The organism is Anaerovibrio sp. JC8 (assembly GCF_002100115.1).
Lineage (GTDB): Bacteria > Bacillota > Negativicutes > Selenomonadales > Selenomonadaceae > Anaerovibrio.
Window position 1 is genome coordinate 199,767 of the sequence record NZ_ANBM01000004.1, and the last position, 13,007, is coordinate 212,773.

The window sequence follows — 13,007 nt, forward strand, 5'->3', positions numbered from 1 at the left end:
CGTGATTTACTCCATCCCAAGAAATTCTCATCCCAGTTGATTGAAGTAATCCTTTATTCTCTCAAAAATCTTCTGCGCCGAAAGACCATTTTCTTCCAGCATCCACTCATACTCTCCAGCTTTTCCATAGGCATCCGGCAGCCCCAGGAATATCTGTGGTGGAGACTGTTTCAATGCTGCCTTATATTCAGCAATAGCGCTGCCCAGTCCACCTACAATATTATGCTCCTCCAATGAAACCCACAGCTTGGTAGTCTTTGCATAGGCTTCCAGCACTTCACCATCCAGTGGCTTAATAGTATGTATATTTACCACTGCGGTGCTTATTCCCACCTCGTCCAAAAGCTTGGCCGCCTTCAGTCCATTAGCGGCAATAGTGCCAGTAGTAAAAATAACTATATCCGTTCCTTCTTTTAAATTAACTGCCTTCCCCAACTGAAAATCATAGTCTTCTTTATATATCATCGGTGTATTCACCTTGCCGGTTAAACGGATATACATAGGCTGGTCCGATTCAGCTGCGGCCTCGGCCACCTTCACTGCCTCAAAGGCATCGACTGGTGATACTACAACCAGATTTGGTATAACCCGCATCAGGGCTATATCTTCAAAACAGAAGTGGGAGTTGCCAAGATGCCCATTTACAATACCGGCCCGAGCTCCCACCAGCTTCACCGGCAATTTCATATAGCCCATGTTTACCCGCACCTGCTCACAGCTGCGCATGGTAATGAAATTGGCAAATGTAGCGGCAAATGTTTTGAAACCTGTTTTAGCAAGTCCTGCGGCTATGTTCACCATATTTTGCTCAGCAATACCAACATTATAAAACTGATTTGGACATTCCCGCATAAACTTGCCTATACCGCTGGATTGAGCCAAATCAGCGGCCAATACGGCAAAATCATCCCTTTCAGCTGCCAGTTCAGCCAGGCGGGCAAAAAAGGACCCTTGGGGCCCCAACATGGAATAGGTGCGTAATATTTTCCGATCAACCATCACTCGGACACCTCCTGTCCCAGCTCCTGCATAGCTTCCTTGTATTGCTTTTCCGAAAGAGCACTATGATGCCACTCCGGCTTATTTTCCATAAAGCTGATACCTTTTCCCTTTATAGTATTTGCTATCACAGCCTTAGGCCTGCCATTTTTCAATGCCATAATCTCAGAAAAGGTTTCGCAAATTTTTTCTGTATCATGACCATCAATTTCCCGTACATCAAAGCCAAAGCTGCAAAATTTATCCCCTAAATCCAACAAATCCATAATATCCTTGGTCGTGCCATCACTCTGAATGGAATTTTTATCCACAATAACAATCAAGGAATCCAGTCCAAAGGACGCGGCCGCCATAGCCCCTTCCCATACAGACCCTTCATCACATTCACCATCGCCCATCAGGACAAAAACATGGTTATCATAACCCTTTCGGCGATACCCCAAAGCAATGCCAATACCAGTTCCTATTCCCATCCCCAGGCTGCCAGTGGAAAGCTCAATTCCTCTAGCATCATTCATTACAGGATGTCCCGGTAGTTCAGAACCATCAGCCTCGAATCCCCGTAAATCTTCCATTGGAAAGTATCCGGCACAGGCCAAAGCCACATAAAATGACACAGCCGCATGCCCCTTGCTTAAGAGAAACACATCTCTTTGCTCCTTGGCTGGATTATTGGCATCTTTGTCCATAATTCCACCATATAAGCAGGCCAGAAGCTCAATACAGGAAAGTGCCCCACCAAAGTGAGCCCCTTTTCGTCCAGCACTATATCCTGTCTTTATTGTCTCAATGCGCATTTTTTCCGCAAGGGAGTTGATTTTATCCAAATTTACGATTGCCAATCTTAATCCCCCCATCCACACGAATTACTTGGCCGGTAATATAGCTGGACATATCCGAAGCCAAAAAAACTACCGTATTGGCCACCTCTTCCGGCTTGCCCCACCGGGCCAAAGCCGAATGAGCAATTAGATCCTTGCCCAAAGATTCATCCATAGCCTTTCCCATCTCTGTTTCAATGATCCCCGGAGCAATGGCATTTACCCTAATACCATTATTGCCAAATTCTCTTGCCAAAGTTTTGGTTGCTCCCACCATGGCGGCCTTGCTGCTGACATATTCCAGCTGTCCTGGCGCACCATCCAATCCAGACATTGATGCTATCTGCACAATACTGCCCCCGTGTTCATTTCTCTGCATTAAGCGGGAAACATACTGCACCAGCCGCATCTGAGCAAAAAAATTAACTTCAAAGAGATTTCTCATATTATCAATGGGAGTCATCTGAAACAATGTATTTTCTGAAAGAGCTCCGGCATTATTGACCAGAACATCAATAGGACAATGGGCTTTACGGATGTCAGTCACAGCCTTTTTTACCCCAGCCTCATCGCAAATATCAAACACAACAGGTCTAATTTCCACCGAATACTCATTGGCAAGAGACTCAAACTCTTGCGCCAGTGTTTCAGTCAAATTTCGTACACAGGCAAATACATTAGCCCCATTTTGGGCAAAGGCCGTCAAAATGGCCTTGCCAATACCACGGCTGCAACCGGTTATAACAGCATTTTTCCCTTTTAGCAACACGGTTCCCTCACCTCACATCCACTATTCTCGTCATCTCTTCAACAATATTGTAGCCATCCCAAATAACATCCAAGTCCAAGGCCTTGCCGATTGGCACCAAACGATCAATCCCCAGCCAACCATTCTCCAACACCATACTGGCCAAAGCTTTAGGATCAATACCATAATAAGTCACAGTTTGCATTTTTCCCTTCATTATAGGACCCAATTCTTTTAAATCTTTCACATCATACTCATAAAACAGGCCAAAGCTTCCCCTAAGTTCTGTCAAATCATAAGAAATATTTTTTAGAGGCACACGATAGAGCAAATTATCTTCGGACACAAGATTGCCAGTCTGTTCAAATCTTACTGCATTGCTGCAAAACAGTGAATACTTGCTGGTAGCTTTAATAGGTGGAAAATCATATCGACCTTCAGCCAGCTTTTTTACCGCCAGCCAAAAACGTTCCTTGCCACCTTCGAGTTTTTTCTCATCCCCCTGCCACAATATCAGTTGAGGTGACGAGCAGGCATTCTGATCCATCAAAAAAGTATCATTATAAAAGTCCTGGGCCAGGCGCTGCACAATCTGTTCTTCAGCGTCTGCAACAGCATCAGCGTTCAACAGGGCCACAGAATAACGATCAGCAAAGGTTAATTCCACCGCCCGGGGTGGCAAGGGATATTCTCTGATATTACGAATGGTCTCATCTCCACCCCAAATCAGTCGAACCTGGCACTGGGACGAAAATTCCTTTGTCCATATACTCTCCCTGGGATAACGCACAATAGCCGTCATTGAGCGAATAACCTGATATTCCTCCCTTGCAAGTATCCGATCCAACACAGCACACAGCAGCTTTATCTGGGGATAATCCTTGCTGGCTACCCGCACAATATTGGCATTCCCAGCCAATAACCCAAACATATAGGAAAATATAAACTGCACCGGAATATTGGATGGTGTTATGTGAAAAGCCAATCCACGGCCTATGCGCAAAGTTTCCTGACCCAAGCTGGATTTAAGCCGCTTAATATTTCCTTTACGGGTCCAAAAGCCCACGGCAACAATATCCGGATAAGCCTTGCAATCCCCATCATGTAAAATTTCCGCGGAAAAATCATCCAAAAAGCGGCACACTATATCACTATATGGTGGCAATGGCTTAACTTCATGAATTTCCTCTCCTGCCAAATAGATCAACTCACTGCCCATAGGTATCACTGCACCCCCTGATTTCCGCTTTGCTTATTCGCCCCAAAAGTTCAAAGTATTTTCCCTTTCGGCCGCACGGGCAATCATCCTCACCCAATATTTTTCCCCAGTCTTCGGTCAAAAGAATATGCCCCGGGTAGCTGGAAGGCAGTATCGACAACAGTTCTACCAATCCCTCCTCGCCGATTTTACAACTGCTAAAATCCCGGGGATTACGAATCAAAATATCTGAAAAAACTGAACAGTGCATATGGCCTTCTTCACACTCCACAAAAACCGAGCCCAGCTGCTCGGCCATACCGTAATAGTTATGGATATGCACATTACCGCACACACTCCGTACAGCTTCATTATAAGCTTTTGTACTTACCCGCTCAGCCTGAAGCTTTTTCCAACCTCCAATATGGAACAAAACTCCATCAGGGATTTCCAATGATTTGCCACCGGACCGCAAAGTCTTTACTACATATTGCCAAATCATATACGTATAGCCAAATAAAATAATCCGTTCCCCCTGGTGCTTGGCTAGATAATCCTTCAACTCCGCCTCACGTAATTGCATATTATCATCCAAGGCAAAAAAAACATCCCTGCCAAACATGGAAAAGCCAATAATCCCTGCTCCACGGGCCGAAAACATCCGTGGATCCTTCTTGGCTAATTCCGTGTCAAGGATTATCATGGGAAGGCGTTTCTTGCCAATATAAGAAGCCATTATATTCGCCAAACATTTCGATTGGGCCATGGCAGTAGCCCTATCCAAAAACACCTGTGATCTGGTCTGTCCAGTTGTACCGGAGGATTTCATGGTCTTTACAACTGACTCCCGTGGCACGCTCAGAAGCTCAAATTCTTTAAAAAGCTGTACTGATATAAAGGGAAAATCTGCCAATTCCTCAATCCCCTCGGCATTATAGCCCAATGCCTGCAAAATACGGGCATACTCCGAACAATTATTTATATGGTGGGCTGTCAGTTCTTTCAGGCACTTAACCATAAACTGGCTTTTTTCCTTTGCCTTCATGGAATAAGGCTCATATTTAAGATATGGTACATGACTGTCCAGCATATCCTCATCTCCTAACATACACATCCAAAGGCTGGGAAAAAGCCGCCCCAAGAGATGCATATAAATTCATTACTGACATGTTGCGGCTGGAAATACGTCCCCAAAGTTTCTTTATTCCCTGCTCCCGGCACTTCTCCACTGCACCTGCATATAGGGAAGTCGCAACTCCAGCCACCCGATATTTTTCGTCCACCGCCGCCAAGCGGATAATAGCTTGATTCTGATTTTCCACATCGGGCAGGACCTCCAAAAAACCGGCGATTTCTCCCCTAAAGCGGCAAATATAAAAGGACTTCATCTCATCCACATATGCGCATATGGAGCCTCTTTTCTCATCGTCAGATGTATTAGTCCTATCAAAAAAACGCGAATCAGGCAAAAAAGCCTGCTTCGCTATCTCATAAATGCGATTTTCCAGCTTATTTATCCTCTCTAAAGGTATTCTACACAACCTGGAAAAATCCCTGTCTTTTTTTATAGGAATGGTAGCCTTTATGGTGCGATCAACCATAAAATAGCCTTCTTTTCGCAACAATTCCGCTATTTCCCTTGCATCCGAATCGACTACAAATTTGGACGGTTTCACCTGGAAAGCCGCCCATTCCTCTATATTATGCAGTTCTTTAGCCGCCATTTGGTACTTCACATGCCCAGCCCCTTCAAACTTTCATACAATATCTTCCCCGATGAATTACGGGGTATTTCTTCCACCTTTACAACGGCAAAGGCCGAACTGTGCAAGTGGGTAAATTCCCCCAAACGCAGGCACAATTCCTTGGTATTTATATCCTCCGTGGTGTAAACCACTAGTTTATCATCTGCTCCGGCACAGGCACAGGAAAGATACCCCTGACTTTTGAGATATGCCTCCACCGCATCCAAACTTACACGATTACCAAACAATTTAAGGAACCGCTTCTTTCGACCAGTAATGTAATAAAAGCCATCACCATCCCGGCGGGCAATATCCCCGGTATGAAGCACTCCATGATTCTCATCACCTTTGCTAAGGTCATCCTGACACTCCGTATAACCAAGGGTCACATTATCTCCGTAATAAATGAGTTCGCCATCAATATCCGAAGCCGTTATCTCTGCCCCTCTATCATCCATCAAGGCCAGCCGCCCCTCTGGTATAGCTATCCCTATACTTCCGGCTTTATCCTGGGCATATTCCCATGGAAGATAAGCCATTCGGGCTGTAGCTTCACAGGCACCATACATAGTAATGAATTTTATCCCCTTATCATCGCACACTTTGGCAAACTCAGCAGAAATATCAGCCGCCAACTTGCCTCCCGCCTGGGTAATAAAACGCAATGATGGCAAATCCATGCGCCCAAACCGCATCCGTTTGAGCATCTCATATGTATAAGGTACCCCGCCGAAATTGGTAACTTCATACTTCTTTAAAAGCTCCCAAAAAACTCGGGCAAACATTGAAGCCTCAGTAAGCACTATACTGCCCCCAGCAAACAGCTGCGTCTGGATGATCGAAAGACCATAGGTGTAATACATGGGCATGGTAGTAATGGCCCTGTCATCAGATGTCAAAGACAGATACTTCGCAATAGACAAGGTATTGGCCATTATATTCTTATAAGACTGACGGACAAGCTTCGGACTGCCAGTGCTGCCAGAGGTTGACAGCAAAACCGCCAAATCATCGTTAATAGGATACTTTTCTTCCCCAGTATCCCACAGCTGATAATTCCCATCTGAATACAATACTTTGCCAATACTGGCTTTGCGCCCAACTTCCATCCACAAATACTTTGGATGATATGCTTTCAGCAAATGTTCCAAAAGCTCATCCTGTATTTCCCCATTAAGCAACAAAGGAACCATACCATGTCGCAGAGCCCCAACATAAGCCGTAACCGCCGATACACAATTACGGCACAACAAAAACGCTAGACTGCGCTTTTCCATAAGGCTGGCAATATTATCCGCTTCTGCCACCAACTGATTAAAGGACCACGCCTTGCCCGACTCTTCAATCAGTGCCGTTGTATCACCGAATTTTTCCAACTGGTCAAAAATCATTTTACGTAGCCTCAATCAAAGCTCTACATCATATTTCTGCAAAATTTCCTTGCCCTTGCCAAAGGTACCAAAATCCATAATATCTTCCGTCTCAAACATGATGTCAAAGGCATCCTCTATGGAAGCCATCAACCGCATATGTCCCACAGAATCCCATTCAGGAATGCTGTCAAAAGCAAGTTCATCAGTCAATGCGCTGTCGTCTATTTCCAAAGCCTCTTTAAAAGCTTCCTTATACTTTTCCATATTAGTCATATATATACCTCCAAAACCAGAAGCCTAAAGCTCCCATGTATCATAAATCACTGTATCAGACAAATCCGCTGTCAAAGCCCCCCAGGAAAGTCCCACACCAAAGCCGCAAATCAGTACCTTGGAAAGGCCATTTCTCTCCGCCAATTCTTTGTGAGTTTTTGACAACATAAGTGGCACTGACGCAGAAACGGTATTCCCCATATGCTTCAGCTCTATGGGCATTCTATCCAATGATACACCAATCCGTTTGGCCAAAAACTCTAAAATCAGCTGATTGGCCTGATGCATGGCAAATGTCCCCACATCATCTAGTTTCCATTCAGCATACTCCAAAGTTTCCTTCACCATTGACGGTACCTTACTAAGGGCAAAGTTCATAATCTCCAGACCATCCATATAGGTGTACTCCGGCCAGCGAGGATGTCCATTCTTGTCCATAACAGGTTGAGCGGTTTCCACCGACTTAGGTAATCGCCAGCCACCGGCCTCCATAAATATGTACTGGTAACCACTGCCATCTGAATGAATATTGAAGCACATGGTCTGCTCTCCCCGCTCTACCACGGTGACCGCAAAGCCATCCCCCAATACCATACGGTTGCCCCGGTCCTGCTTGTGAATCATCCGAAGCTGGGTATCGCCAGTGAAAACCAATACCCTCCGGCAGCTGCCAGATGATACCAACAGTGCTGCCTGATACAGACCATAAACATAGCCGGAACAACCATAATTAATATCAAAGGCCACAGCAGACTGGGGCAGTCCCAACCTATCCTGCAATATTACACTGGTGGCTGGCACCCGATAGTCTGGGGTCTGAGAAATAAAAACAATCCCATCGAAGTCATCGCCTGTAAGGCCACTTTGCTGCATCAAATGCTTCGCCAATATCATTCCATAATCAGAGGTACACATGGACTCATCTGCAACATGAACCGACTCCACACCAGTGGACTTTTTTATGCGTTTTACTTCCTTTTCGTTGAAGTATTTTTCATAATCGGAAATATTGATAATCTGTTGTGGTAGACCAGATGCTATATAGGAGATTTTTATGTTTGATAATTTTACCTTCATAATATCAATTCATCCCCGCCAAGCTGCCGCCATCAACCACAATATCGGTTCCAGTAATCCACCGTGCTGCATCACTCAACAGGAACAACACCATAGGGCTCACATCCTCTGGTTTACCAACGCCAAGAGGGTAGGAATCATATATTTCCTTAACCCTATCGGCACCAATTTCATCACGTGATTTTAGTGACATGTCCGTTTCCACCCAACCAGGGCTTATACTATTAATACGATGCTGGTCGCGATACAGCTCCTTCGCCAAGGAACGAACAGCAGAACACACCGCCCCTTTAGCACCAGAGTATGCAAACTGTCCTCTATTACCATAATGGGCAGCCGTAGAGGCAAAGACTACATATGATGAGCCCTTTGAAGCATGCTTTTTCTTGGCCATGCCCTGTATAAACCGCGTCATGCCGAAAAAACTGGTGTCAAGTATACGATGAGCAAAATCATCGTCATACATTCTAAGGGCGGTCATGCCAGTAATACCGGCAGTATATACCCCTCCATGAATTTTCCCATGATTTGCAACAAATTCACATAAAACTCGGTCCCAATCCTCCGGACATGCCTCAAGCACATCCAGAGATTGTACTTCAATCAGGTCAGGGAACGACTTCTGTACTTCTTGCAGTCTTTCCTCATTGCGTGCAACCGCCAAAACATGGGCCCCAGCTTCGGCCAAATTCAATGTAATTTGCCGCCCCATACCAGACGAGGCCCCAACTACCACAAAATTCTTATTGTCAAATTGAAACTTTACATCCTTCATTATTTACCCATCCTTAAGATTTTGTAAATATATCATTCTCATATTTCAAACCTTGGGCCGAATATGGCTCCCCATGTCCCGGCATGATTTCGAATTGCTCCCCCACCGATAGCAAATATGGGAGAGTATATTTTTTATAATCTTTTTTGGAGCCACCTGGCAACCTTAGCAATACAGGCAAATCCAAAATCAAATAATCCCCAGAAAACAAATATTTATCATCAAACTCGATAACCATACTACCCACAGAATGCCCCGGCCTTGAAGATAAATGAAGCTTGTGCTCCCCCCACTGGAAATCATAGCTGTCATCAAAAACTACATCTGCCTCAATGGCATCCGTAGGCAAAGCATCACAAAAGGCCTCTACTTCCTTTTCGTGTCCCTTGGCCTCCGGGCACATCAAAGCCAAAAATGTCCATGGGATATTATTTCTGGAATCAGCAATATATTTAGCACATTCCCTTTGACATATCACCCTCGCATTAAAAACTTTTTTATACCAATTTGCTCCAGATACATGATCAAAATGTTCATGAGTCAGAAGGATTGTTAATTCTCGAATTCCCGCTTCTTTTAATATGTTCATAGCTTCATCAGAACAGCTGGGATCAATAAGTAATGCCATATCTCCTTCTAGCATGAGATACATATTTGATGCCACGTATTTCATAGGAAACCTGTGAAATTCACACATGTTTTTTTATTCCTATATATCAGCGATTAATAAGCTGATACAAATCGCGTACAACCTTAGCATCACGCACCTCTTGCGGCTCCACATGAGTCTTGGCCACCTTGGAGCACAAAGCTAAAAAGGAAACATAGCTCAAAGAATCCCACTCCTCAACCTCCTCCAGAACGGTATCCATCTGAAGCTCTTCTTCCGTATCCATTACATCAACTAACTTTTCAATAAATTCCTGTTCATTCATGGTAAAAACTCCCCTAAGTCAATTTAAATTTCGTTGGTTGGCAATATATTAATATCACTTAAATCCATTATCATGGAAGCAACAGAAAGTCCTGCACCGAAACCGGAAAGTAATGCAGTATGATATTTCGTATAATCTGCCCCATCTTTTTTCAATTCCGTCATAGCTGTAGGTATAGACGCCATATCCGTATTGCCTATGTTGGCACACTTAAATGGCATTACCTCAGATGACATCCCCAGCTTTTCCGCCAAGGAATTGACAATCAAACCATTGGCCTGATGTACTAGTGCTATGTCCATAGCATCTTTACTTAAATCTACATATTTCAACAATGCCGTAATATTATCTGGCACTTCTTTTAAAGTAAAATCCGTAATAGCCATACCATCCATCATAGAATAATTTTCCGGCTCAAGAATCATCTCACCATCTGCGGTAGTCCTCTTTCGTTCTCTGGCTGCACCACGAGGTTCATAAAGCTTCTTAAACCTATCCCCATAACTATCAATATTATAATAAATTTTCTTTTTACAGTTTTCTGGGGTGCGTCCCAATATTGCCACACTGGCAGCATCCCCCATAATAGTAAGGAATGACGTATCTTTGGGGTTGGTGATATCTGGATTAGATGTTACATCTCCACAGCATAACAAAACTTTCTTGCCAAGGTTCGACAGCATAGAAGCAGCAATATATATGCCATATACAAATCCAGGACAGCTACAATTAACATCAAAAGCCAGTACATCTGTCCCCAAGCTCAAACGATCCTGTATGCTGTAGCTGGTGGCTGGTAACGGATAATCTGGCCGTTGGGTTACAAAAAATACTGCCCCAATATCTTCCCGCTTAACTATTCCTTCATCAAATATTCTTTCTGCTGAAGCTACGCACAAATCCGAAGCACTGATACCTGGCTGAACGATACTCAATTTCTCAACCCCAGTACCAGCTATCACCCTTGCCAAGCGTTTGGGTTTTATTAAATCTCCCACTCGTTCTTCAACTGGCACACGATTTTTTGATAGTGATGTCGCCAATGCTTCAATCCGTACATCTTCTATAACACCAAACAACTATCCATACCTCCTGACATTGTCACTCAAAATGTCTGATAAAAACATTCGATATATTAGTAACCTTTCTACCGAACATCAAATGCAACTGCAATATTGGTACATTATTAGAGGATACCATGGTTCTGTCAACTTTTCCAGTTCCATCCAAAAAACACTTAATGGACGAAAAAAGATACAATCCGCCATAATTTCTTGTGTTTTCACCGACAAAAATCCCCCCCAATAAACCTTTTATATTCCCATTCCCCAAATCTTTGCCTAAAAAAAAGCCTATGGGATAATTATTGTAACACGAAAAAAAAATATCTGCCCCACGCCGTACTTCGTCCTGAACCCATAAAGCATACCTTTTATTTGCAGTATTTACGCCAAAAAATGGATCCAAAGCAATCCGGTCTGTGGTGAAAATCCCCTTGTTAATTTCACTCATAACATATTCTAGTTGGCTATTATCAACTCTGCTATAACTAATTCCCGGAAACACATCTTTATACAATTCATATTTCTCTTTTGCATCTTCTCGTGTCAGTTTTAACCCTATTTGTGATTCAATTAATAAATATTTATTCTTCTGAAGTAACTGACTTATCCGTGGGTATTTTGTATCTGTCTTAACAACAACATATTTTGCCTGACAATTATTCCTAAAATCTTCTATTTGTCCACAAATATCCTCATCAGACAATGAAGCATCTTTTTTTTCCAACGAAACTTCTATGGTTTTTACTCCTAAGTTTCGTTCCTCCCATGTTGCATTAACACATTTCATAAATCCCATCCTTTATAACCCACCACAATTTCATCACGATACGATATCCCTACAATTATTTGAAACAGATAGACCAACTCTAAGAAAAATATGATTTTAACCTATAAACAACTTTTTCTCTATCTTGTTCCGTCAATCCATAATACAACGGTAGTCTAACTAATCTTTCACTTTCTTTTGTGGTATATATGTCTTCCCCTGCGAATCTGCCATATTTTCTTCCCGCCGGCGCAGAGTGCAGGGGCACATAATGAAATACGCAATATATTCCATGTTTCCTCATATAATCGATAAATTTGGTTCTTCCATTAAGATTTTCAAGTTTCAAATAAAACATATGCCCATTATGCTCACAATCTGTCGGGACATATGGCAATTCAACTTTTCCTGCATTCTCAAGAAATTGCAATTCATTTTTATAAAATGACCATGAATCTACTCGATTTTTCAATATCTCTTCGGCATGCAACAGCTGCCCCCAAAGATATGCGGCATTTAGCTCGCTTGGTAAATAGCTGTCGCCAAAATCTACCCAAGTGTACTTATCCACTTCACCTCTGAAAAAAGCCGAACGATTAGTTCCTTTTTCTCTAAGTATCTCTGCCCGTAAATTATAAGTATCATCATTAATTACCAATGCTCCGCCTTCACCCATAGAATAATTCTTTGTCTCATGGAAGGAAAAGCATCCAAAATCTCCAATAGTTCCCAAAGGCCTTCCTTTGTATGTGCTCATAATCCCCTGTGCTGCATCTTCAATTACTTTTAGATTATGCCGTCTGGCAATATCTAAAATTGTATCCATCTCACAGGCAACACCTGCATAATGAACTACTATTATAGCTTTTGTTTTGTCCGTTAGAGCAGCCTCAATTTTTTTTTCATCAATATTCATCGTATCAGGACGAACATCGACAAAAACCAGCCTTGCTCCAGCTAAAACAGCTGCTGTTGCCGTGCTAGAAAAAGTAAAGCTGGGAAGAATAACTTCATCTCCTGGCTGTAAATCACAAAGAAGCAGGGCCATATCCAAAGCTGTGGTCCCACTTGTAGTCAGCAATATCTTTTGCGCATTAAACCGTGCTTCCATCCACTTGCTGCATCTTTTGGTAAAGTCTCCATCACCGGAAATCTTGCGGTTGTTGATGACTTCCTGTATGTATTTTATTTCATCTCCTGTACATGGAGGAATATTAAATGGAATAGACATAT

15 protein-coding genes are annotated in these 13,007 nt (G+C 43.1%); all 15 read right to left on the reverse strand.

The genetic code is table 11. From position 1 onward, the window contains the following. Window positions 1-27: 27 nt before the first annotated feature. The 15 genes from D081_RS05295 to rffA all read right to left on the reverse strand — a co-directional run bounded on the left by D081_RS05295 (window position 28) and on the right by rffA (window position 13,005). Window positions 28-999 carry a transketolase family protein gene (locus tag D081_RS05295; RefSeq protein ID WP_085023069.1) on the reverse strand — a complete coding sequence of 324 codons (972 nt, stop codon included), beginning with the start codon at window positions 997-999 and terminating at the stop codon, window positions 28-30. Further along, window positions 999-1,841 carry a transketolase gene (locus tag D081_RS05300; protein WP_198941957.1) on the reverse strand — a complete coding sequence of 281 codons (843 nt, stop codon included), beginning with the start codon at window positions 1,839-1,841 and terminating at the stop codon, window positions 999-1,001. Before D081_RS05300 ends, D081_RS05295 begins: the two co-directional genes overlap by 1 nt. After that, on the reverse strand, window positions 1,819-2,586 hold the full coding sequence (locus D081_RS05305) for an SDR family NAD(P)-dependent oxidoreductase (RefSeq protein WP_198941958.1): 768 nt from the start codon (window positions 2,584-2,586) through the stop codon (window positions 1,819-1,821). The genes D081_RS05300 and D081_RS05305 overlap by 23 nt, the downstream gene beginning before the upstream one ends. 10 nt (window positions 2,587-2,596) lie before the next feature. Continuing rightward, complete coding sequence (locus tag D081_RS05310; protein WP_085023072.1) at window positions 2,597-3,787, reverse strand: acyl-CoA reductase; 1,191 nt, start codon at window positions 3,785-3,787, stop codon at window positions 2,597-2,599. Then, the gene (locus D081_RS05315; RefSeq protein ID WP_085023073.1) at window positions 3,777-4,856 is read right to left on the reverse strand and encodes an acyl-protein synthetase; all 1,080 of its coding nucleotides are present in this window, start codon (window positions 4,854-4,856) and stop codon (window positions 3,777-3,779) included. Before D081_RS05315 ends, D081_RS05310 begins: the two co-directional genes overlap by 11 nt. 4 nt (window positions 4,857-4,860) lie before the next feature. Continuing rightward, the gene (locus D081_RS05320) at window positions 4,861-5,502 is read right to left on the reverse strand and encodes a GNAT family N-acetyltransferase (RefSeq protein ID WP_143272133.1); all 642 of its coding nucleotides are present in this window, start codon (window positions 5,500-5,502) and stop codon (window positions 4,861-4,863) included. Continuing rightward, a complete protein-coding gene (locus D081_RS05325; protein WP_085023074.1) occupies window positions 5,499-6,902 on the reverse strand; it encodes an AMP-binding protein in 1,404 nt (467 codons plus the stop codon). The genes D081_RS05320 and D081_RS05325 overlap by 4 nt, the downstream gene beginning before the upstream one ends. Window positions 6,903-6,917: 15 nt before the next feature. Next, complete coding sequence (locus D081_RS05330) at window positions 6,918-7,157, reverse strand: acyl carrier protein (protein ID WP_085023075.1); 240 nt, start codon at window positions 7,155-7,157, stop codon at window positions 6,918-6,920. 24 nt (window positions 7,158-7,181) lie between these two features. Next, window positions 7,182-8,234 (reverse strand): ketoacyl-ACP synthase III, encoded by a 1,053-nt coding sequence (locus tag D081_RS05335; RefSeq protein WP_085023076.1) that lies wholly within the window; start codon window positions 8,232-8,234, stop codon window positions 7,182-7,184. A 4-nt stretch (window positions 8,235-8,238) separates the two neighbouring features. After that, a complete protein-coding gene (locus D081_RS05340; protein WP_085023077.1) occupies window positions 8,239-9,009 on the reverse strand; it encodes an SDR family NAD(P)-dependent oxidoreductase in 771 nt (256 codons plus the stop codon). Window positions 9,010-9,022: 13 nt separating this feature from the next. Continuing rightward, window positions 9,023-9,682, reverse strand: a complete 660-nt coding sequence (locus tag D081_RS05345) for an MBL fold metallo-hydrolase (protein WP_158087559.1) — start codon at window positions 9,680-9,682, stop codon at window positions 9,023-9,025. 43 nt (window positions 9,683-9,725) lie between these two features. Further along, window positions 9,726-9,944, reverse strand: coding sequence for a hypothetical protein (locus D081_RS05350; protein WP_085023079.1), 219 nt, complete (start codon window positions 9,942-9,944; stop codon window positions 9,726-9,728). A 23-nt stretch (window positions 9,945-9,967) separates the two neighbouring features. Further along, on the reverse strand, window positions 9,968-11,023 hold the full coding sequence (locus D081_RS05355) for a 3-oxoacyl-ACP synthase III family protein (RefSeq protein WP_085023080.1): 1,056 nt from the start codon (window positions 11,021-11,023) through the stop codon (window positions 9,968-9,970). Between the two features lie 22 nt (window positions 11,024-11,045). After that, window positions 11,046-11,804: a hypothetical protein gene (locus D081_RS05360; RefSeq protein WP_085023081.1), complete on the reverse strand. Its 759-nt coding sequence runs from the start codon at window positions 11,802-11,804 to the stop codon at window positions 11,046-11,048. Window positions 11,805-11,874: 70 nt separating this feature from the next. Next, on the reverse strand, window positions 11,875-13,005 hold the full coding sequence (rffA, locus tag D081_RS05365) for a dTDP-4-amino-4,6-dideoxygalactose transaminase (protein WP_085023082.1): 1,131 nt from the start codon (window positions 13,003-13,005) through the stop codon (window positions 11,875-11,877). Between the last annotated feature and the right edge of the window lie 2 nt (window positions 13,006-13,007).

Excerpts from the sequence above, each read along its gene's own strand:
- D081_RS05345 (WP_158087559.1), bottom strand. The coding sequence starts at position 9,682 with ATGAAATACGTGGCATCAAATATGTATCTCATGCTAGAAGGAGATATG.
- D081_RS05295 (WP_085023069.1), bottom strand. The coding sequence starts at position 999 with ATGGTTGATCGGAAAATATTACGCACCTATTCCATGTTGGGGCCCCAA.
- D081_RS05360 (WP_085023081.1), bottom strand. The coding sequence starts at position 11,804 with ATGGGATTTATGAAATGTGTTAATGCAACATGGGAGGAACGAAACTTA.
- D081_RS05315 (WP_085023073.1), bottom strand. The coding sequence starts at position 4,856 with ATGCTGGACAGTCATGTACCATATCTTAAATATGAGCCTTATTCCATG.
- D081_RS05325 (WP_085023074.1), bottom strand. The coding sequence starts at position 6,902 with ATGATTTTTGACCAGTTGGAAAAATTCGGTGATACAACGGCACTGATT.
- rffA (WP_085023082.1), bottom strand. The coding sequence starts at position 13,005 with ATGTCTATTCCATTTAATATTCCTCCATGTACAGGAGATGAAATAAAA.
- D081_RS05340 (WP_085023077.1), bottom strand. The coding sequence starts at position 9,009 with ATGAAGGATGTAAAGTTTCAATTTGACAATAAGAATTTTGTGGTAGTT.
- D081_RS05335 (WP_085023076.1), bottom strand. The coding sequence starts at position 8,234 with ATGAAGGTAAAATTATCAAACATAAAAATCTCCTATATAGCATCTGGT.
- D081_RS05330 (WP_085023075.1), bottom strand. The coding sequence starts at position 7,157 with ATGACTAATATGGAAAAGTATAAGGAAGCTTTTAAAGAGGCTTTGGAA.
- D081_RS05310 (WP_085023072.1), bottom strand. The coding sequence starts at position 3,787 with ATGGGCAGTGAGTTGATCTATTTGGCAGGAGAGGAAATTCATGAAGTT.
- D081_RS05350 (WP_085023079.1), bottom strand. The coding sequence starts at position 9,944 with ATGAATGAACAGGAATTTATTGAAAAGTTAGTTGATGTAATGGATACG.